The sequence below is a fragment of the Agrobacterium tumefaciens genome, assembly GCA_025560025.1.
GTDB lineage: Bacteria > Pseudomonadota > Alphaproteobacteria > Rhizobiales > Rhizobiaceae > Agrobacterium.
The window spans coordinates 562708-583476 of record CP048485.1 but is presented as its reverse complement, the minus strand read 5'-3'; the positions used below and the strand labels follow the sequence as shown (position 1 = coordinate 583476).

General features: G+C 60.6%; 23 protein-coding genes. 5 read left to right on the top strand and 18 right to left on the bottom strand.

Going from position 1 to position 20769, the window contains the following annotated elements; translation table 11 throughout:
- Positions 1-4: 4 nt before the first annotated feature.
- From FY152_02870 to FY152_02825, 10 genes are all read right to left on the bottom strand, one after another.
- Positions 5-850 carry a hypothetical protein gene (locus FY152_02870; protein UXS31082.1) on the bottom strand — a complete coding sequence of 282 codons (846 nt, stop codon included), beginning with the start codon at positions 848-850 and terminating at the stop codon, positions 5-7.
- On the bottom strand, positions 843-1265 hold the full coding sequence (locus tag FY152_02865; GenBank protein UXS31081.1) for a DNA replication protein: 423 nt from the start codon (positions 1263-1265) through the stop codon (positions 843-845). The genes FY152_02870 and FY152_02865 overlap by 8 nt, the downstream gene beginning before the upstream one ends.
- A 438-nt stretch (positions 1266-1703) precedes the next feature.
- A complete protein-coding gene (locus tag FY152_02860) occupies positions 1704-2132 on the bottom strand; it encodes a MucR family transcriptional regulator (GenBank protein ID UXS31080.1) in 429 nt (142 codons plus the stop codon).
- Positions 2133-2565: 433 nt separating this feature from the next.
- Positions 2566-2898 carry a Na+/H+ antiporter subunit G gene (locus FY152_02855; GenBank protein ID UXS31079.1) on the bottom strand — a complete coding sequence of 111 codons (333 nt, stop codon included), beginning with the start codon at positions 2896-2898 and terminating at the stop codon, positions 2566-2568.
- Positions 2895-3281, bottom strand: a complete 387-nt coding sequence (locus FY152_02850) for a cation:proton antiporter (protein ID UXS31078.1) — start codon at positions 3279-3281, stop codon at positions 2895-2897. The genes FY152_02855 and FY152_02850 overlap by 4 nt, the downstream gene beginning before the upstream one ends.
- A complete protein-coding gene (locus tag FY152_02845; protein ID UXS31077.1) occupies positions 3278-3757 on the bottom strand; it encodes a Na+/H+ antiporter subunit E in 480 nt (159 codons plus the stop codon). Before FY152_02845 ends, FY152_02850 begins: the two co-directional genes overlap by 4 nt.
- On the bottom strand, positions 3754-5331 hold the full coding sequence (locus tag FY152_02840) for a Na+/H+ antiporter subunit D (protein UXS31076.1): 1578 nt from the start codon (positions 5329-5331) through the stop codon (positions 3754-3756). Before FY152_02840 ends, FY152_02845 begins: the two co-directional genes overlap by 4 nt.
- 22 nt (positions 5332-5353) lie before the next feature.
- Positions 5354-5731, bottom strand: coding sequence for a Na+/H+ antiporter subunit C (locus FY152_02835; protein ID UXS31075.1), 378 nt, complete (start codon positions 5729-5731; stop codon positions 5354-5356).
- The gene (locus FY152_02830; GenBank protein UXS31074.1) at positions 5731-6150 is read right to left on the bottom strand and encodes a Na+/H+ antiporter subunit B; all 420 of its coding nucleotides are present in this window, start codon (positions 6148-6150) and stop codon (positions 5731-5733) included. Before FY152_02830 ends, FY152_02835 begins: the two co-directional genes overlap by 1 nt.
- Complete coding sequence (locus FY152_02825; GenBank protein UXS31073.1) at positions 6147-8516, bottom strand: putative monovalent cation/H+ antiporter subunit A; 2370 nt, start codon at positions 8514-8516, stop codon at positions 6147-6149. Before FY152_02825 ends, FY152_02830 begins: the two co-directional genes overlap by 4 nt.
- A gap of 207 nt (positions 8517-8723) precedes the next feature.
- On the opposite strand from FY152_02825, the gene msrB reads away from it, so the two are divergent.
- Together msrB and FY152_02815 are read left to right on the top strand one after the other, a co-directional pair.
- Positions 8724-9131: a peptide-methionine (R)-S-oxide reductase MsrB gene (msrB, locus tag FY152_02820; protein ID UXS31072.1), complete on the top strand. Its 408-nt coding sequence runs from the start codon at positions 8724-8726 to the stop codon at positions 9129-9131.
- 116 nt (positions 9132-9247) lie between these two features.
- On the top strand, positions 9248-9874 hold the full coding sequence (locus FY152_02815) for a LysE family translocator (protein ID UXS31071.1): 627 nt from the start codon (positions 9248-9250) through the stop codon (positions 9872-9874).
- Positions 9875-9894: 20 nt separating this feature from the next.
- Here FY152_02815 and FY152_02810 read toward each other — a convergent pair whose 3' ends face one another.
- The 4 genes from FY152_02810 to FY152_02795 all read right to left on the bottom strand — a co-directional run bounded on the left by FY152_02810 (position 9895) and on the right by FY152_02795 (position 12196).
- Positions 9895-10392 (bottom strand): N-acetyltransferase, encoded by a 498-nt coding sequence (locus FY152_02810; protein UXS31070.1) that lies wholly within the window; start codon positions 10390-10392, stop codon positions 9895-9897.
- Positions 10393-10518: 126 nt separating this feature from the next.
- Positions 10519-11187 carry a hemolysin III family protein gene (locus tag FY152_02805; GenBank protein UXS31069.1) on the bottom strand — a complete coding sequence of 223 codons (669 nt, stop codon included), beginning with the start codon at positions 11185-11187 and terminating at the stop codon, positions 10519-10521.
- Between the two features lie 216 nt (positions 11188-11403).
- A complete protein-coding gene (locus tag FY152_02800; GenBank protein UXS31068.1) occupies positions 11404-11724 on the bottom strand; it encodes a TraR/DksA family transcriptional regulator in 321 nt (106 codons plus the stop codon).
- Between the two features lie 61 nt (positions 11725-11785).
- A complete protein-coding gene (locus FY152_02795; GenBank protein ID UXS31067.1) occupies positions 11786-12196 on the bottom strand; it encodes a universal stress protein in 411 nt (136 codons plus the stop codon).
- 274 nt (positions 12197-12470) lie between these two features.
- Here FY152_02795 and FY152_02790 point away from each other — a divergent pair, with 274 nt between their 5' ends.
- Both FY152_02790 and FY152_02785 read left to right on the top strand, forming a co-directional pair.
- A complete protein-coding gene (locus FY152_02790; GenBank protein ID UXS31066.1) occupies positions 12471-13331 on the top strand; it encodes a VOC family protein in 861 nt (286 codons plus the stop codon).
- Between the two features lie 84 nt (positions 13332-13415).
- Entirely contained in the window at positions 13416-14612 is a 1197-nt protein-coding gene (locus tag FY152_02785; GenBank protein UXS31065.1) for an AI-2E family transporter, read from the top strand.
- Positions 14613-14868: 256 nt separating this feature from the next.
- Here the strand turns inward: FY152_02785 and FY152_02780 are convergent, their stop codons facing one another.
- The 4 genes from FY152_02780 to FY152_02765 all read right to left on the bottom strand — a co-directional run bounded on the left by FY152_02780 (position 14869) and on the right by FY152_02765 (position 18419).
- Complete coding sequence (locus tag FY152_02780; protein UXS31064.1) at positions 14869-15960, bottom strand: bifunctional transcriptional activator/DNA repair protein Ada; 1092 nt, start codon at positions 15958-15960, stop codon at positions 14869-14871.
- Positions 15961-16216: 256 nt separating this feature from the next.
- Positions 16217-16942, bottom strand: a complete 726-nt coding sequence (locus FY152_02775; protein UXS31063.1) for a polysaccharide deacetylase family protein — start codon at positions 16940-16942, stop codon at positions 16217-16219.
- A gap of 61 nt (positions 16943-17003) precedes the next feature.
- The gene (locus FY152_02770) at positions 17004-17912 is read right to left on the bottom strand and encodes a dihydrodipicolinate synthase family protein (protein UXS31062.1); all 909 of its coding nucleotides are present in this window, start codon (positions 17910-17912) and stop codon (positions 17004-17006) included.
- 105 nt (positions 17913-18017) lie between these two features.
- Positions 18018-18419, bottom strand: a complete 402-nt coding sequence (locus FY152_02765; GenBank protein ID UXS31061.1) for a DUF930 domain-containing protein — start codon at positions 18417-18419, stop codon at positions 18018-18020.
- 224 nt (positions 18420-18643) lie between these two features.
- Between FY152_02765 and FY152_02760 the strand changes: the two genes are divergently transcribed.
- Entirely contained in the window at positions 18644-20743 is a 2100-nt protein-coding gene (locus FY152_02760) for a S9 family peptidase (GenBank protein UXS31060.1), read from the top strand.
- The last annotated feature ends 26 nt before the right edge of the window (positions 20744-20769 follow it).

The following is a 20769-nucleotide window of genomic DNA, read 5'->3' as shown; positions in this document are numbered from 1 at the left end:
CCCCTCACCCCGTCACCACCATTGCCGTCATCGAAGGGCGATAATCCTCATCGCCCCAATGGTGGCTTGTCCTTCTGGTGCCCTGCGGCCGGGGCGCATAATGCCGGGCAAGCGACAGCAGGGCTGCACGCAACATGAGTTTTGCCGAACGCGCCGGCCATTGCCGCTCCCGCTCCACCGTTTCCAGCCCCTTTTCGAAACAGCAAATATCGATGGCGACGCCGGACAATTCAGGCCCCATCGCGTCGGCGGCGTGGGAAAACCGTGTTCGTGCCGCCATCGCCGCCTCGGTAAGATCGAGCGCGCCACCCGCCTCCCCCTTGGTGCGGCTCGCAATTCTCGGCTCCCATGTCGCCGTGACCCTGGGGTTGAGATGCGCCCGGTGAAAATCGGCGGCGAGACGTTCGCCGGCCTGCAAGGCATCGCCGGTAAAAAAGGCCGAGCCGTCGCGCTCCTTGAGGCGCGAAAGGCCGGTCAGTGGAGACGTATTGAGGTTGCGCCGAGCCGACTGCCTGCCTTCACCGACATCCACCACCACAGCCTGCACGTCCCGGTGCTGCTCATGAAAAATCTCGTCGCGATCCTTTGCGATCGCACGTTTCAGATAGGCGGCAAGCGGCGGTGCGGCGGAAAGCGTATTTCCCTGCCTGTCGACCAGCCCGGAGGAGACGGCAAACCGGACGATTCCAATCGGAAACCGCGATGCCCGCTCCTTTCCAGCCGCGGGTCGCCGCAAGACCATATCGCCGCCATCCTGCGAAATCTCAGCCGTGCCCGCCGCGATAAAACGCAATAATCGCAGGAGGACAGGATTGCGGCCGGCGGCGGGCGCGGTTTTCGCCTCACTCATCGCGGCCACCCCTCATCACGCTGAAAATGCTGCCGGCGAGCCGCTCGAGCGTGGCGACAAATTCGTCGAAAGCCGGTTCGTCGCGCCGGTCCTCCACCACCTGGCAGGCATGGCCCACCGTCGTTCTGTCCCTGCCGAAACAGACGCCGATATCCGACATGGGAATGCCAAGCTGCACATGGCACACATACATGGCTATCTGGCGAATATGGCATTCGCTGCGCCGCCTGTCGCGGCGAGCAGCCAGGCGATCGCCGATCAGCTGGACCATTTCGCCTGTCAGCTGGCGAACCAGCCGGCAGATGCGCGAAATCTCATCACGCCCGGCCGCAGGCGACCAGTTGCGAAGATGGCGATCAGCTGCCTTTGGGTGGGGCAGCGCTGGGGGAGGCAAAGACGAGATATCCGACGGCATATGCAACTCCTTTACGAATAGGAATTAATTCATACACCCGGAAATGATTATGGGGAAGTGCAAATTTGACGGGGAAAAATACGAGATTGATTTCGCTTTATTTTTGAGAAAGAGCCGGCTCCGATCAAGGATTTTTTTCCTCTATCGACAAAAAGCGCGGCAATAAAAAAGCCGGTCAAAGGACCGGCTGGGACATTTTCATGAAGGGAGCAGCTACTTCCCGCGCGTCAGGGCCTTTGAGGCCACGCCTGGTTTCAAGGCTGCATATGGAACGACCGCGTTTCGTTTGCCGCCGTTTCCCCGCCGGGGAGAAGGTCGCGGCAGCGGGATAAGGAGGGCAAGCGTGCGATTTATCGCTGGCATTGCCCCCCTCATCCGACCCTTCGGGCCACCGTCTCCCCGGCGGGGAGAAGAGGTGGCCGGTCCGCCTTAGAAAAATCAGCGGCTGGCCTTGCGGCGCTGGCCGAGACCCATTTCCTTGGCAAGCCGCGAACGGGCTTCGGCATAGGCGGGCGCAACCATGGGATAGTCGACCGGCAGGTCCCATTTTTCGCGGTATTCTTCCGGCGTCATGCTGTGATGCGTCGTCAGGTGGCGCTTGAGCGACTTGAACGAGCCGCCGCATTCCAAACAGACGATGTGATCGTCCTGTACAGATTTGCGAACGGAGACGGCAGGTTTCTGCTTCTCAACATTGACCGCCACCGATGCCGGTGCCGATGTTCCGCTGAGTGCCGTGTGAACATCCGAAATAAGGCCGGGAAGCTCTGTTACCGGAACGACGTGGTTGCTAACATAGGCAGCCACAATATCCGCCGTCAGTTCGACCAGCAGATCCTGGGCGTTACCGTATGCAGTTTCCGTCATTTAAGTATCTCCTGTTTATTGATCCCCAGACGCGGGCGAACGCCGCATCGAGCGATGTGAAGTTACCCGGTGCCCCACCTTCGCCCTGTTGAAACCAACATGAAATCTACCCCTAGATTTCAAGCGAAAACCGGAAACGAATTGATCCGAGATTCAACTTACGGCCCGCGACATGGGCAGCAATGGCCCGATGGGCCATAGATTAGACATTAATAAAATGCCTATGCCGACTATGAAGAGGCTAGATGCAAATCGCGATTAGCAACTTTACACTTAATTGGGATAACAGCAAAACAGCAAAAGTCAAATTCCTATTGTGAATTTTTCAGTTCAAAACAGTCTAATTCCAATACAAAAAATCACGGGTGATAAAATACTATGCCAAGTAGTAATGAAAAATGGATACCCCCGTTATTTTGGGGGTAATTCAACTTCAAATTTTCTTCAAGTCATCAACTACCGATTTAACATCCAGTAGATAACCTGCCTTGTGCGCGGCCATTGCAAGAAGATGTGCCGAGACCGGCGCGGTCAGGACAAAAAAGAAGAAACCGGCCAGCGCCCGGGCGAGGGTCGATATTTCCATGGAGTGAATGCCGACAGCGAGAAGAAGCAGGCCCGACCCGACCGTGCCCGCCTTTGAAGCCGCATGCATACGGGTATAAACATCCGGCAGACGATTGATCCCTATCGCCGCGATCAGCGAGAACGCCGCTCCCGAGACAGTCAGCGCCGCAACAAGAATAGCCACGATCCAGCCCATCATCGCCCACCCCTTCCCTTTTCGGAATTCCGTCCTGATTTCACTGGCTTTTCAACAACTTCCGATGCCTTCTCCCCATCCAGCACCGCCTTCGACCGTCGCGTGCCATCCGGCCCGCGCGACAGCACGAAACGGGCAAAGGCGACCGTGGCCAGGAAGCCGACGAGGCCGAGTGCAATGGCAATATCGACATAGAGGTTGAAGCCGGTGCGGATGGCGATGACCGCGATGAAGCCGATGGCGATACCGACCAGCATGTCGAGCGCAACGATCCGGTCCGGCAAGGTCGGACCTGCGACAACCCGATATACTGTCAGCAAAAAGGCGACCGACAGTACAACCGACGCAAGTATAGTTGCAAATGAAACTATTAGTTCCGGCGTCATCCCTGAAACGCCTCCATGATCTTTTTTTCGAAGCCATTTCTGATGTCGTTCTTTGTGGCTTCGATATCGCTGCAATCGATTGCGTGGACGTAGAGCGTTTTCCTGTCGGCCGAGACATCGACCGACAGCGTGCCGGGGGTCAGCGTGATGAGGTTGGCAAGCAATGTGATCTGGAAATCCGTGGTCACCGTCAGCGGATAGGCGAAGATGCCGGGCTTGACGTCAAGTTTCGGCCGCGTCACCAGCACCGCAACCTTCCAGGCGGATAGCGCCAGCTCCTTGAAGAACAGGAGTACGAGCGACAGCACCCGGGTGAGACGCAGCCAGTGATTATCACCGCCGGGAAGCTGGTGGCGGATAAGGCCGAGCGCCAGTGTCGAAACGATGAGTGCGAAGACAATATTCGCCACCGAGACGCTGCCGCTCACGGCAAGCCAGACGGCGACAAAAAGCAGCTGCACGATATAGAGGCTCATGGTCTGCCCCCCCTGGAAAAGACCGACTGGATATAGGCCTGCGGATCACCAAGCCCGGCCGCCGCCTGCTGGCTGAGATTGAGCAGGCTTTCCGGAAACAGGCCAAAGACCACCACCAGCGCGGTGAGGCCCACCAGCGGCACGAGCGACGGTGCCGCCGGAGGCGACACGGGTGCTGCGGGAGACTGGCCGGGCGAGACCGTTACCGGACGCCAGAAGCACAGAAGGAAGACCCGCCCGAAGGCGATGGTGGCAATGAAGCCGGAGGCAAGAATGGCAGCGGCGAGCCACCATGCGCCGATATCGATCGCCGATTTGACGAGCACCGCCTTCGGCCAGAAACCGGAAAAGGGCGGCAGGCCGGAGCCGGCGAAAAACAGCGCCAGCGCCAGCGCCGAAAACCATGGAGCCTGCCGGTAAAGGCCACTGAGCGCACGCATGCTGAAGCTGCCGCCAAGGCGGGCGGCATGGCCTGCGGCGAGATAAAGCGCCGTCATCAGCACCATGGAGTGCAAGGCGTAGAAGATCGCGCCTGACACGCCGGAGGGCGTGCCGATGGCGATGCCGGCCATCATGTAACCGATACCTGATATGACGACATAACCGAGCATGCGGCGGATATCGTTCTGCGCGAGCGCTCCCATGGCGCCCAGCACCATCGTGAGCGCCGCAGAGATGGCGATGACGATGCTGAGTTCCTCACGCTCCACCGGAAACAGCATGACCATGACGCGCAGCAGCGAATAGATGCCGACCTTGGTGAGCAAGCCACCGAACAGGGCGGAAACGACGATGCGTGGCGTGTGATAGGAGGCGGGCAGCCAGAAATTCACCGGAAAGGCCGCGGCTTTCATGGCGAAGGCAAGCGTAAAGAGGCTGGCAAGCGTCATCAGCGGCGCGGTACCGCGCAGGTCGGTCGTCTTCAGCGCGATGTCGGCCATGTTGAGCGTGCCGAAGATGGCATAGAGATAACCGACCGTGATCAGGAACAGCGTCGTGCCGATGAGGTTCAGAATGGCATATTTCAGCGCGCCGTCGATCTGCTCGCGCGTCGAGCCGAGCACGATCAGCCCGAAGGAGGAGATCAGCAGAACCTCGAACCAGACATAGAGGTTGAAGAGGTCGCCGGTGAGAAACGCGCCGGTGACGCCCGCCATCAGCAGCATCAGGAAGGGATAAAACCCATATCGCCTGCCGCTGGCGTCAATATCGGCGCTGGCGTGGATGGCGCCCGCAAGCGCCACAATGGCCGCCGCAAGCGACAGCAGAGCGCCGGTGAGGTCCGCGGTGAAAGCGATGCCGAAGGGCGGCAGCCAGCGGCCCATGACCATCGTGAACGGTCCCTGCGTCACCACCTTCCACAACAGGGCGGCATCGAGAATCACCAGCAGGGCGAGCGCCGTGATGGCAATTGCCGCATGCCGGCGGATGGCGTGGCGCATCATCATCAGGATTGCGCCTGCGCCGATGCACAGCGCGACCGGGAGGATGATCAGCCAGTCGGACAGCGGTACGGGAGCGACAACGAGCGCTGCGGAAAGATCGGAAACTGCTGATGTGGTGGATGAAGCCATGTGTGTCTACGCCTCGCCCCGCTCAATAACCGAGCGGCGGCAAAGGCTCGCCTGCGGGTTCTGCGGTACGCATTTCGTCGGTGTCGTCGGTCTGCAATTCCTGGAACGCGCGCCAGGTCAGCACCAGAAGAAAACAGAAGAAGGAAAAGGAAATGACGATTGCCGTCAGGATCAGCGCCTGCGGCAGTGGATTGGCGGCGCCCGCCGGCAGCGTGTCCATGCCGGCCGGAATGATCGGCGGCACTTCACGCGTCAACCGGCCCGCCGTAAACAGCAAAAGATTGACCGCATTGCCGAGAATGGCGATGCCCAGCAGCATACGGATGCTGTGGCGCGACAGCATGAGATAGATCGCCACCGAAAAGAAGATGCCGACGAGAATGGAGAAAACCGCTTCCATCAGTCGCTTTCCCTTTCTTCCAGTGCCAAGGCAATGGAGGTGATGGCGCCGACCACGACGAGGTAGACGCCGATATCGAAGGACATGACGGTGGAGAGCGGCAACTCGACGCCGAACAGGCTTGGATAGACCCAGAGCCCGGTCATGAAGGGCACGCCTGCGGCAATCGACACGATGCCGGACAGCATCGCCATCAGCAGCCCTGCCCCGGCAATGGAGAGCGGATGAAACACGATGGCGCGGCGGACTGCCGCCACACCATAAGCGATGCCATAGATTGCCAGCGCCGAGACCGCAATCAGCCCGCCGATGAACCCGCCGCCCGGTTCGTTATGGCCGCGCAGCAGCACGAAAATGGAAAACAGCACCATGAGGCTGGTGACGACGGGGGCGACGGTGCGCAGGATAAGCGTGTTCATGCCCGCGCTCCCTTCTTCTTAGCGGTCTTGGCAGGTCCCTTGACGGCGGCGGCCGGGCGAATGCGGATGAGCGCGAGAATGGCGAGACCCGTGATCATCACGACAGCGATTTCGCCGAGCGTATCCGTGCCGCGGAAATCGACGATGATGACGTTCACGACATTGGCGCCGTGGGCGATGACCTTGGAATAGGTGTTGTAGAAATCGGTCAGACGATTGTCGAAACTCGCCTCCGTCGCCCGCATCAGGAACAAAGCGAAGCCGGTTCCGCAGGCAATGGCGATGGTGCTGTCCAGCAGCTTCTGGCCAAGGCCGCGATGATCCGACGGCGACAGTCGAAGCCGCGTCATCACCAGCGTCAGGATGACCACCGACAGCGTCTCGACCATGAACTGCGTGAAGGAAAGATCCGGCGCGCCGAACAGCAGGAAGATGACCGCCACGGCAAAACCCTGAATGCCGAGCGCAATGATGGCGGTGAGCCGGCTGGAGGCGGTCAGCACCGCCATGAGGCCTGCCACGGCGATGGCGATGAAGGTCAGCTCATGGATCTGAACATCGTGCGGCCATGCCGGTACTGACGGAAGCTCGCCATAAAGAAATAGTGGCGCCAGCAGCACGGCGGCGATGACGGCGAAAGTGGCGGTGACATAAAATTCCAGCCTGCCGGGCTGGATGAGCCTCGCCACATGGAACGAGATTTTCACCAGCGCTTCGATGAAGACATCGAACCCCCTGTCCGGCCCCGCCCCCAGCGCCCTGAACGTGCGGTCCATCAGACTGCGAAGGGCGACAAGCCGCGTATAGAGGACGATGCCGAGCGCGATCGTCAGCAGCGACAGGCCGAGCGGCACGCCGATATGGGGAATGAGCGAGATTTCCACCGGGCGGGCCTCACCCGCGACCGCGCTTGCCATGGGCGTCGAAATATAGAAATGCGCGATACCGGAGAAGAGAGCGATGGTCAGCCCCTTCACCGCCAGCAGCGCCGGGCCGAGCCAGAGCAGAAGCGGCCCCTCATGGGCATGTTTCGAGGTTTTCAACGGCTTGCCGAGGAACGGTTTCAGCGCCACGGCGAAGGCCACGGCAAACATCAGCGCATTGCCGAGAATGGCGATGCCGGTGAACAGCACGGCGCGCGGATTGCCATGCGCCAGCGCATAATAAATCTCTTCCTTGGCGAGAAAACCGAAGAAGGGTGGCAGGCCGGCCATGGAAATCGCAGCCGCCAGCGCTGCCGCAAAGGTGATCGGCATGGCTTTTCGCAGGCCGCCGAGCTTCGTCACGTCGCGGGTGCCGGTCTCATGGTCGATGATGCCGGCGACCATGAACAGCGCGCCCTTGAACAGCGAATGCGCCACCAGATAAAGCACCGCCGCCTCAATGGCATGATCCGAGCCGAAGCCGGTGAGCATGACCAGCAGGCCGAGCGATGAGACCGTGGTATAAGCCAGCATCAGCTTCAGGTCGGTCTGGCGCACGGCAAGCAGCGCGCCCGTCAGCATGGTCAGGCCACCGAAGAAGGGCAGCAATATCTGCCAGGCGGCGGTATCGCCGAGAACCGGATTGAGACGCATCAAAAGATAGACGCCGGCCTTCACCATGGTTGCCGAATGCAGATAGGCGGAAACAGGTGTCGGCGCTTCCATGGCGTTGGGCAGCCAGAAATGGAAGGGAAACTGCGCCGATTTGGTAAAGGCGCCGCCAAGAACCAGAAGCAGCGCGGCGAGATAAAACGGGCTGTCGCGCAATATGTCGCCGCCGCGCACCAGCATGGACAATTGCGTCATGCCGCTGATGTCCCAGATGAAAATCAGCCCGGCGAGCAGCAGCAGACCGCCGCCGCCCGTCACCACCAGCGCCTGCAGCGCAGCGCGGCGCGAGGCCGCGCGCTCATGGTCAAAACCGATCAGCAGGAAGGAGGTGATGGAGGTCAGTTCCCAGAAAACGAACAGCATCAGCAGGCTGTCGGAGACGACGACGCCAAGCATCGCCCCCATGAACAGGAGCAGGAAAGACAGGAAACGGCCCTGCTGTGGATGTCCCTTCATGTAACCGCCGGCGTAAAGCACGATCAGCAGGCCGATGCCGGTGATGAGAAGGGCAAATGTCAGCGACAGGCCGTCGATGAACCAGGAAAAGCTGAGGTTGAAGCTCGGAACCCAGGCATAACCGCCGGTGATAACGCCACCCGCCGCGATTTCAGGCAGCATCAGGGCGAAATGGACAAATGCCAGCCCCGGCGCAAGCGCCAGGATCCACGCGGCATTGTGACCGAACCTTTTCACAAGCGCCGGCGCGGCGAGCGCTGCCAGAAACGGCAGAAACAGCGACAGGAATGTCAGCGGCGTGACATCTGATGTCATTCACATCTCCCGGGGTGTCCCCCACCCCTGCGCGCCAATGAATGGCGTTCTTCTTTCAAATCGATTTTTTCAGTTAAGGCATAGGAACCGCCTTCTCAACCCAAATCGACTCCCGATCCCTGCCATAACGGACTTGTTATGGGACGTACCCTCTTTCAATCGGCAACGACGATGACTATTTCTGGCAGGAATAGAAAGGATCATTCCATGAGCGATCTGACACCCCCCAAAGTGAACAAGAGCGATGCCGACTGGCGCGAACAGCTGACGCCGGAGCAATATCACATCCTGCGTGAACATGGCACCGAGCGCGCCTTTACCGGCCCCTACTGGGACACGTTCCAGAAAGGCCTCTACCGCTGCGCCGCCTGTGACGAACCGCTGTTCCTCTCCGATACGAAGTTCGACGCGGGCTGCGGTTGGCCGAGCTATTTCGAGCCGGTGAAGCCGGGCGCCGTGACGGAACACCGCGACGCCAGTTACGGCATGGTGCGCACGGAAATCCGCTGCGCCAATTGCGGCGGCCATCTTGGCCATGTCTTCCCCGACGGCCCGAAGCCGACAGGCCTGCGTTACTGTATCAACGGCCATTCGATGGTGTTCGAGCCGATCTGATAAAAGACACGTAGAAGGCGGGCTGCCCTCACCCGCCTTCTTTGCTGATGCGGCCGTCTCGACAGCCGGAGCGGAGAGTGAGATTATCGCAACCTCACTCCTTCCGGATCACCACCATGGCACTCGAAACCATCCTCATTTTCATTCCCGCCTGTTTTGCCCTGAACATGGCGTTCGGGCCCAATAACCTCCTGTCGATGACGGTCGGTGCGCGATACGGCATGGCCACGGCGGTGGTGGCGGCAAGCGGCAGGCTGGTTGCTTTCGCAGGCATGATCGCGATTGCCGCGCTGGGGCTAGGCGCGCTTTTGATGGCGTCCGAGATGATGTTTTCGCTGATTAAATGGATCGGCGTTGCTTACCTGCTGTGGATCGGCTTCAAGCTCATCCGCTCCAGGGCGGATATCGCGGCTCCGGATGTGTCCTCGGGCGGCGGCACCATTCTCAGGACCTATCTGCGGCAGGAGTTCTTCGTCGCCTCCGGCAATCCGAAGGCTATCCTGATCTTCACGGCCTTTTTCCCGCAATTCATCGAGAAGGACGCCTATTGGCAGAGTTTCGCCACGCTCGGCGTGATTTTCCTTCTGCTCGAGGTGGTGGCCATCACCGTTTATGCCTTTATCGGCTCGCGGCTGTCCGGTCTCATGCGCAATGCGCGCACCCTGAAGCGCGTGAACCGGATCAGCGGCTCCATGATGATGGCCTTCGGCGTCATGCTCGCCTTTGCCCGGCGTCCGGCCTGAGAGAAATCCCGGCCAGGCTGCTAATTCAGCTTCAGCTCCATGCAGGTCAGGTCCAGCCAGCGGCCGAATTTGGTGCCCACTTCCGAAAACCGGCCGACGACCCTGAAACCCAGGCTTTCGTGCAGGCGGATGGAGGCGTGATTTTCCGATTCGATTGCGGCGATCAGCACATGCACGTCATTGCCGGATGCATGGTCGATCAGCGCCTGCATCAGCTTTTTACCGATGCCGTGGCCGCGGGCGTCCTTGTGGACATAGACCGAATGCTCGCGGGTGTGGCGATAGCCGTCGAAGGCGCGCCAGTCGCCATAGGAAGCGTAGCCGGCAACCTTGCCGTCGAGGATCGCGACGATGACCGGAAAGCCGCGTGACTTTCGGGCGGAAAACCATTCCTTGCGATTATCCAGATCGACCAGCACCTCGTTCCAGATCGCCGTCGTATTCAGAACCGCGTCGTTGTAAATCTCCATGATGCCGGAGAGATCATCCACGGTCGCATCGCGCAGTTCCACGCTCATTATCCTTCGCCCTCATTTGCCGTCACCGCGCCCTCCCGGGCACGATCTTCGGGCGAGCATTAGGCGATGACGCGTATAGCTGTCCAGTGCCCACGATTTCGGGAAATCACGTCACGACGTCACTTTTCAGGAGGCCAGGGGAACAAGGCTGAAAGAGGAGACCACGGCAAAATAATGCACCACGGCAGCAGCGACGACGAAACCGTGCCAGATGGCGTTCTGGAACCGCAGCTTTTCCCAGACATGGAAAATCACGCCCAGCGAATAGATGACGCCGCCGGCAACGATCAGCCAGAGCGTGACAGGGGCGAGATGCGACGAGAGCGGCTCAACCACCATGATGCCGCTCCAGCCCATGGCAAGATAAAGGCCGATGGCGACGCGATCATAACGGCCGGGAAAAAGGCATTTCAGCAATATGCCGCAGATGGCGGCAAGCCAGATCAGCCCCAGCATGGTGGCGATCAGCGGATCGTGGATGCCGCGCATCAGGAAAGGCGTGTAGGTGGCGGCGATCAATATGAAGATCGCCGAATGATCGAGCCGGCGCAGGAACCACTTCACTCTGGAGTGCGGCCAGATATTGTAGGTGAAGGAGACGGAAAGACAGGCAACAAGGCCGAGGCCGTAAATCCACGCGGCCGCGATGGCGCTGAGGCTGCCCCAGACGGTCGCATAAAAAATCAGCGCCGTGGCGCCGATCAGCGCGAACACAATGCCGACGCCGTGGACGATGCCATCGGCGACGATCTCATGAAAATCATACTGGCGCCCGAACCGCCATAACTCACTCATGGTCCATTCCCGTCTGCGTGCTTCCGACCAAGCATGAAGACAATATTAGACAGGAACAAGACAGCAGCCGGTTAACGGCGATCAAATTGCGTTCGGGGTTGTTGCGAAAGGAGAGGTTGCGGGTCGCCTCGAGCCAGAGCCATCACCGTGGAGCGAGTGAGTGCCGCTTGTTCTTCTCCCCGCCGGGGAGAAGGAACGAGGGGGCAACGCCGCGCCTCACAGCGCCGCAGCGCATTCCTGGCAGAACGGCGTATAGGGAACGGCCTTCAGGCGGTCTTCCGAAATCGGTTTGCCGCATTTGACGCAGATGCCGAAAGTGCCGTTTGCGATGCGGTCGAGTGCTGCGTCGATGGCGCGCAGTTCGTCCTGCCCCACCTGCCCCAGTTCGTCCAGCACCTCGTCATTGCTGCGCTCGATGGCGCGGTCATCGTCGTCGGGATTGCGCGGCTGCTCGAAATCCGCCTCGATTTTGTGCAGGCGGCGATAAAGCTCGCGCTGGCGGTCTCGCAGGATTTTCTCATAACTTTCGACATTCATAGTCTTTTCCTCCAGCCGGTGCGGGCGAAAATCGCCCGCAACCCCAAGATTTCAACTCACTTTAGCGGTCGATCAGCACCGAGCACTTGGCGTGGCGCACCACGCGGTCGGCCGTGGCGCCGATGAAATAATTGGTAAAGTCCGGCGTATGCGACGCGATGATGATGAGGTCCGCTTTGTGCTCTTCGGCAGCGGCGATGATTTCACGCGCGGGCGCGCCGCTGCGGATTTCCTGGCTGCCGTTGAAACCGACCTTGGCCTTCAAGTCAGAAAGCTTCGACTTGGCGTCCTTGATGGCATTTTCAATGAGGTCGACGGGCAGGTCGATCGCCATGTAGCCGGGCAGTTCCTCAACCACGTTGATGAGGACGATCTCGCCATCGGCATCCAGCAGCGCCTTGGCTTTGGCGAGGATTTTTTCACCCTTGTCGGTGACGCTGAGGTCTACCGGTACGATGATCTTTTTGTACATGGCTGTCTCCTTTGGCGTAATCTGCCGTTTCTTGTGGCTCAAGCTCATATTCCCCGCCGGCACGCCCTCCGCCTTGATCGAAGTCAAAGCCGGGAGACCATGCTTGGGCGGGCATTGTCAACGAATTGTGGACGGTCAATCGCCGGATGGCGACCTTTGCTGAACGATGAAATCCGCCCATATTCGCTTTCGACAAACGCCGCAAAGCGGCGTCGGACGATGCCGGCGGCCGCCCATCGGCCCTTGGCGCGTCAGATTCAATATGGAGATTATGATGAGTGAAATCAAACAATTCGCCCTGACGCGTCCGGCTTATGTCGGTCAGGCTCATCTCGTCGTTCACGATCTGCCGCGCGTTTCGGATTTTTACCGGAAGATCATCGGTCTTTCGGTCATCGAAAAGAGCCCAAGCGGCGAGGTTCTCGGCGTCAACGGCCAGCCGTTGCTGACGCTTTCCACCTCGACTGCCGCGGAGCGCGCGCCGCGCAATGCCGCGGGCCTGTTCCACACCGCCTTCCTGATGCCGAGCCGGCAGGATCTGGCGCACTGGCTGGCGCATGCCGCCCATAACAACATCCAGCTTCAGGGCGCGTCCGACCATCTGGTCAGCGAGGCCATCTATCTTGCCGACCCGGAAGGCAACGGCATCGAGGTCTATCGCGACCGTTCGCCCGACGAATGGACCTATCAGCAGGACGGCACGGTGGAGATGGCGACGCTCGGCCTCAATCTTCAGGCGCTTTACGACAGTGCGCCGAAGACAGCGTTCGAAGGCGCCGCAGAGGGAACCGCCATCGGCCATATCCATCTGCAGGTCGGCAATATTCCGCAGGCGGATGAGTTTTATCAGGACGTGCTGGGATTGAAGATCATGGCGCGGTATCCGGGTGCGAGCTTCTTCGGCTCCGGGGCCTATCACCACCATGTGGCGGCCAATATCTGGAACAGCCGTGGCGCCACGGCCCGCAAGGACAGCATGACCGGCCTTTCCGGCTACTCCCTGAAATTCAACGAGCGTGATGCCCTGGACCGCGCAACGGCTGCTCTCGACCGGCTGGAAATCGCCACGGAACGGCAGAGCGACGGCATCGTTCTGAAGGATCCCTGGGGCATCGGGCTGAAGCTTTCCGCCTGAAGGAAGACGGGGCGGCAGAAATTTTCACCGCCCCGGAACCGCCTCATTTTTCGAACGTTTGTCGTCTTATTGGGGGACAGTTCGATGAATGAGAATGCCAGACCGGAAAAAGCCGGCAATTTGGGCAATATTGGTGGCCGCACGGGTGCGAGCACCGGCGTTGCCGGCGCCACGAGGGCCGACCCGCTTGAGGGGCTTGCGTCCGGATCGCACCGCGACGATGCCCGCAGCCAGCAGCCGCTTGGCCGCGAAGCGCTGGATGTCGTCGTGGCATGGTCGATAATCGGCATTTTTCTGGTCGTGATGATGGCCGTCATCCACGAATTGTCGCTCATTCTCATTCCCGTGGTCATGGCGATCGTGGTGGGAATGATACTCGGCATCGCCGCTGAAAAACTCGGCTCCTATGGCATTCCCGGCTTTGGCGTCGCGCTCATTCTCTCCACCCTGGTGGCGGCGGTGATGTTCTTCGTGGTCAATTCGCTGATCGATCCGGTGTCGCAACTCGCCTCCGAAGGACCGGCATTGGTGGAGCGCAGCATCGACCGATTCCTGCCCTATCTGCAAAACCTGCGATGGTTGAATATCTCGGCGGCAACTTTCAGCATGGGCTCGATGTCGATGGAATCGCTGATTTCGCGCAGTGGTGAGATCATTTCCGTGCTCGGTTCAAATGTTACTCCGGCCGTTATTCAGGGCATGATCTTCCTCGCCGCGCTGCTGATGTTCCTTTACAGCCGCCTGCGGCTGCGCAAGGCGATCATCATGGCCTTTCCGGCCCGCCATCAACGGCTGCGGACCATCCGCATCATCGCCTCGGTGGAGGAGGTGCTCGGCACCTATTTCGCCACGGCGGCGCTGATCTATGCGGGGCTCGGGGTGACGATGGTGGTCATCGCTTATCTGGGTGGGCTGGCCATGCCGCTGCTCTGGGGCCTGTTCGCTTTCCTCTCCAGCTTCGTGCCGTTTCTCGGCATCACCGCCATGACCATCGCGCTGACGGTGGCCGGCATCATCACCCATGACAACATCATCCTGGCGCTTCTGCCGGCGGCGATCTTCTTCACCATTCACCTGTTGATGGAAAACCTCGCCTTTCCGGCGGTGGTGGGCCGCAACATGGAGATAAACCCCTTCCTCGTCTTCGTGATGATCATCTTCTGGACGTGGATGTGGGGAGCGGCCGGCGCCATGCTGGCGCTGCCGCTGTCGCTGATCGCCATGACGGTGACGCGGGAGCTGTTTCCCTCACGCCGGGTGGTGCCCAAACTGCCGGATTAAGCCCGGCTTCAACGGCAGGCGCGGGCGCGTGGGGCTTACCCCCCCTCTGCCCTGCCGGGCATCTCCCCCTCAAGGGGGGAGATCGAATCGAGGCGAGGTTTCGGCAGTCTCGACATTTGAGAATGAAGTGATGGGAGAGCTTCTTGCCGATCTCCCCCCTTGAGGGGGAGATGCCCGGCAGGGCAGAGGGGGTAAACCCCACGCGTCTGCTCCACTATCGATGAACAACCTCCTGAAAACCAGCAGCCAAGGCCGCTCAGGAAGCGAGCGGCATTCCCTGCGCCTCCCCCTGCGCGCTCGCCATGCGGCGCTCGTGCTCGATCAGCCATTTCTTGCGCCACAGCCCGCCGCCATAACCGGTCAGGCTGCCATCCGCGCCCAGCACACGGTGGCACGGCACGACGATGGCGATCTGGTTGGCGCCATTGGCACGCGCGACCGCACGCACGGCGGACGACCTGTCCATGGCGGTTGCGAGCGAGGAATAGCTGACGATCTCGCCCGCCGGGATTCCCCGCAGATTGCGCCAGACATCGCGCTCGAAGGGCGTGCCGTGGCCGGCAAGCCGGGTTTCGAAGGTAGCCGAATGCCCGGCGAAATAGGCCTTGAGCTCCGCTTCGATGTGGCCGGTCACGGCCGTCCGGCCGAGCACCATATCCGCACCGGTGCGCGCTTTCAGCCGTTTCAGCTCCGCCGGAAGCGCCGGCCGGTCGGCGAATTCGAGGAGATGCAGGGCGTGATCGTCGGCGACGGCGAGCATCGGGCCGATCGGCGTATCGATCCAGTCACCCTTCAAAAACCCCTTGCCTTTCATGGCGGCGGGCGAAGAGCCGAAGAACTGGTTGATGGCGGAGCGGAAACCGCTGCCGGATTCGTAACCGGCATCGATCTGCGCACCGATAACCGCTTCGCCGGAAGCGATGCTTTCCGCAGCATCGCCTACCCGCCGCAATCTGGCGATTTCCAGAAAGCTCATGCCGAAACGGCGCTTGAAGGTGCGGCGCACGGTGGACGGATCATGGCCCATCGCCACCACATCCTCCTCGCGCCAGCGCCGCGCCGGTTCGTTTTCCAGTGCCGTCAGCAGCGACGTCACGGTCTCATCGGCCGAGCCATAGGCGAGCATCGGCTTGCAGCGCTTGCACGGGCGGAAACCGGCTTCCAGACATTCGGCGATGGTCTCGCGGAACCGGCAGTTTTCGATTTTCGGCTTGCGCGCCGTGCAGGTAAAGCGGCAGAAAATCTTGGTCGACGTCACACACACATAGGCCACGCCCTCATAGGCGGGGTCCTTGTTCACAAGGGCGGAATAGAGTGTTTCGGTGTCGGGGCGTTTGAACAGCATCATGGGGAGGATGCTAGCGCAATTTTTTGGCCCGCGCCGCCGAAAAACGGGCGTTGATGTAGGGGATGTTGTCGGCTCGTGTCCGCGCCGTTTCGCGGCCAAGCCGGTGCGGCATATTTCTTCTCCCCGCCGGGGAGAAGGTGGCGCGCAGCGCCGGATGAGGGGGCGACGGTGGAAAGATGCGGGGAGCTTGCCCCCTCATCTGCCCTTCGGGCATCTTCTCCCCGGCGGGGAGAAGAAAGGGCGGCGACCTTGCAGATCAATTCCCCGGCGGTGCGAAGGACGGGTCATCCAGCCTTGTGAAAATCACGCCGCGCGCCTTCAGCGCCAGAAGGCCCTTCACCACGCCCTCGCCCGCTTCATGGGTGGGCTGGTTGATGTGGGAGATAATGACATCGCCATCCCTGGCGGAAGCGATGTGTTTCGCCGTCATGGCCGCCCCCAGCAGCGAGCCGCCATCGCCATTGACGGAATAACCGGCGACCCGCATGCCGAGCCGGTTGATGGTGGTCATGGAGGACCTGGTATATTTGGCCGTGGCACCCCGGAACCATTGCGGCTGGAGGCCGGTGGCGGCGACGATGGCCTGACGGCCGCCCTCCACCTCCTGCTCGACCGCCGCTTCAGAACCGGCCGCGGCGATGCCGTAGATGGAAACCGGCTTATCCACCGCCGGCACATGGTTTTCGCCATGGTTTTCGATCTCGAACAGGTCCGGATGCGCCATGAGCGTGGCCAGCGCTTCGCCATTATGTTTCAGCCAGCGGGCGGTGACGAAGATCGTCGCCGGAATGCGCTCCTTCACCAGCGTATCGAGAATGCGGTGGTCGGTCTTGCCCATGCAGGCATCGAGCGTCATCGCCACCCGCACCTTGCCGTCATGCTGCGGCGACATTTTCAGCGTCGGTTCGACAAGGCCGGTCCCCGCTAAGGCGGCGGACGCGGCTGAAGCGAACAGGGCAGCAAGGAGGAAGCGACGTATCATTTTCATTTTCCGCAGTGAATGCAGTATCATTCCGTGGCAATCCGCCCGCAAAGCGCCCGAATTAAGGCGCGGTTTCCAGCCCGGACAGGGCTTCCAGCGCCTCTTCCACCCGCTGGCGTTCGGCGCTGGTGAGCGGCAGGATCGGCCGGGGCGGTTCGCTGACCGTCAGCGACAGGATGTTGGCGGCGGCATAAACCACGCGGATGCTGCCGAACTCCTTGAACAGCGCCCAGAGCGGCTGGAAGGCCGCATCGATCCTCTTCGCCTCTTCCGCATTGCCGGCCTGAGCCCCCCGCATCAGCCGCAGGGCCGGAACCGGCAGCAGACCCGCGACCACGCTGTACCAGGTGTCGCCGCCGGCAAGCGTGGCGTCGGCGCAGCCCCAGTCGCCGCTATAACCAATGGCGAAATCTTGCCCCAGCTTCGGCCTCAGCCGCGCAAGCTCACCGGCATAATCGGAATCGGCCGGCAGCGGCATCTTGATGGCGCGGATATTCGGGATATAGGCAAGCCGCACCAGAAGCTCGTCGCTGAAGGCAAAGCGGGTCGTGGTGGGATTGTTGTAGATGGCGAGCGGCAGGCCCGTTGCGCCGGCCACGGCGGCGAAATGGTGATAGGCCTCTTCCTGCGTCAGCGGCGTGTAGGACACGGGTGCGAGCAGCAATGCATCCGCACCGGCAGCTTCGGCGTCCTTTGCCAAGGCCACGGCGTCATCGGTGCGCAGGGCGCCGACGCCGGCCATGAGTGTGCGCTTGCCCTTGAGGACCGACGCGGCAGCTTCGATGGCCCGGCGCCTCTCCGCGCGCGACAGATACATATAGATGCCGGTGCTGCCGAGAATGCCGACGGAATCCACCTCGGCCGCATCAAGCCGCTCGATGAGGGCGGAAAAGGCCTGTGTGTCGACCTGCCCGGCCTCGTCGGCCGGCGTGATCGGAAAAGCCGAAAGTCCCTTGAATCGTGTCGCCATGCCCGTCTCCCTCGCTTTGATCGGCAAGCAGGGTTACAGAGCCGGTGGCGGAGCGGCAAGAAAACCGGAGGCTAAACGCCTGCCGGCAACCGAAAAAATCCTTGGTTAGTCATAAAGATACAACTTCTTCCACTGCTCTTCGGGAATTTTATCGCCGACGCGGTAATCGAAGGACTGGATGCTGAGGCTGTCGCTCTTCAGCTGGCACTTGTATTTCAGCTTGTACCATTCGCCCGAACTTCTGAAGACCGCACCCGGCGCCTTGATCGAGTTCTTGCCAACTTCCGGATCACCGAAAGTATAGGCGATGACCTTGTCCGGCCGCATGCCCTTCTGCTCGGTCGCTATCCTTTCCATCGCCTCGATATCACAGCGTTGTTCCAGCCGCTCCTCGGGGGCAAGCGCGTTCAACTGCCGCATGACGCTGGCATCGATCGCGAAAGCAGGCGTGAAGGTCTGCAAGCCAAGGAAAAAGGCAGAAAGGGCAGCGGGAAAAAGCTTTCGCATGGGATCCTGTCAGTTTTTTCGTTTGTTCTTGTGGTGGGCGGCAGGCCGGGCGGCCTGCATCCATCATCGCTGATTTGCCGGATATTGCCAAAATGTGATCGAAAGCTGACGAAATTGTGCCCAAGCCGTATTCCGCCTGTGGAGATTTGAAACTTGATCGGCCGCAAGGCCCGCTCTACATCTTGGTGCCGCCCAAGAATTCTTCATACGAAAGCGAGTTTCCCTTGCCGATTTTCAAGAACCTGCCCGCCGCCCCGACCGCCGAAAAACGGCCCGTTCAGGATACGCATCACGGCATTACCCGCACCGACGATTACGCATGGTTCCGGGCCGATAACTGGCAGGCCATGTTCAAGGACCCTACCCTGCTCGACCCGTCGATCCGCGCCCATCTGGAAGCGGAGAACGCCTATATGGAAGCGGCCATGGGGGACACCAAGGCGCTTCAGGAAAAGCTGTTCGAGGAAATGAAAGGCCGCATCAAGCAGGATGATTCCTCCGTGCCGGTCAATGACGGGCCTTATGCTTACGGGACATTGTTCGTGACCGGCGGCGAGCAGCCGCATTATTTCCGCACCCCGCGCGGCGGCGGCGAAAAACACGTGCTGCTGAACGGCGACAAAGAGGCCGAGGGCAAGGATTATTTCCGTCTTGCCGGTCTCGACCAGTCCTCCGATCACAGTCACGGCATCTGGGGTTATGACGACAAGGGCTCTGAATATTTCACCCTGCGCATCCGCAACCTCGAAACCGGCGAAGACCTTGCCGACGTCGTGGAAAATACCGGCGGCGGCGGCGCATGGGCGCCCGATGGCAAGAGCTTCTTCTATACGCTGCAGGACGAGAACCACCGCCCCTCCAAGGTCTTCCACCATATCATCGGCGAGCCGCAATCGGCCGACCGGCTGGTTTATGAGGAAAAGGATCCCGGTTTCTTCATGGGCGTCGGCGCGTCGGTTCTCGACGATTTCATCTTCATCGACATTCACGACCATGAGACCAGCGAATATCGCATTCTCTCCACCAAAGACCTGACGGCTGAACCTGCTATCGTGGCAGAGCGCGAAGAGGGTATCGAATATTCGATGTGCGAAGGCGGCGATGTCTTCTTCATCCTCACCAATGACGGCGACGCCAAGGATTTCCGCATCGTGGAAGCGCCGGTGACAGCGCCTGGCAAGGAAAACTGGAAAGAAGTCGTCCCGCATGAGCCGGGCCGCCTCATTCTCTCGGTCGATGCCTATGCCCGCCACCTGATCTGGCTGGAACGCCGCGACGGCCTGCCGCGCATCGTCATCCGCGACCGCCGCACCGGCGAGGAACATTCCATCGCCTTTGCCGAAGAGGCCTATTCGCTTGGCCTGCATGGCGCGGCGGAATATGACACCGATGTCATCCGCTTCTCCTATTCCTCGATGACGACGCCGAGCCAGCTGTTCGACTACGACATGGTGACGCGCGAGCGCACGCTGCTGAAGACGCAGGAAGTGCCCTCCGGCCACAATCCGGATGACTACATCACCCGTCGCATCATGGCGCCTGCGCATGATGGCGAGCTGGTGCCGGTCTCCCTGCTCTATCGCAAGGATGTGCCGCTTGACGGTTCCGCACCCTGCCTGCTTTATGGATACGGCGCTTACGGCATCACCATTCCTGCCTCCTTCTCCACCACAACGCTGTCGCTCGCCGACCGTGGTTTCATCTATGCCATCGCCCATATTCGCGGCGGCAAGGATAAGGGTTTCGAATGGTACGAAACCGGCAAGATGGAAGCCAAGCAGAACACCTTCAAGGACTTCATCGCCGCTGCCGATCATCTGGTTCAGGAAGGTTTCACCTCCTATAAGGGCATTATCGCCGAAGGCGGCTCGGCCGGCGGCATGTTGATGGGGGCTGTAGCCAATATGGCGCCGGAAAAATTCGCCGGCATCATCGCCGCCGTTCCCTTCGTGGATGTGCTGACCACCATGCTTGACGACACGCTGCCGCTGACCCCGCCGGAATGGCCTGAATGGGGCAATCCGCTGGAATCGGCAGAGGAATATGGCTGGATTGCTGCCTACAGCCCCTATGACAATGTGGGTGCGAAGCCTTACCCGCCTATCCTGGCGCTTTCCGGGCTCACCGATCCGCGCGTGACCTATTGGGAGCCGACCAAATGGGTGGCGAAGCTGCGTGAGAAGACCACGGGAGAAGCCCCCATCCTGCTGAAAACCAACATGGCGGCCGGCCATGGCGGCAAATCGGGCCGTTTCCAGCGGCTGGAAGAAATCGCCTTCGAATATGCCTTCGCGCTGAAGGTGGCCGGCAAGGACGCCGCATGACCCGCTGATGGCGGAACGGGCGGCGG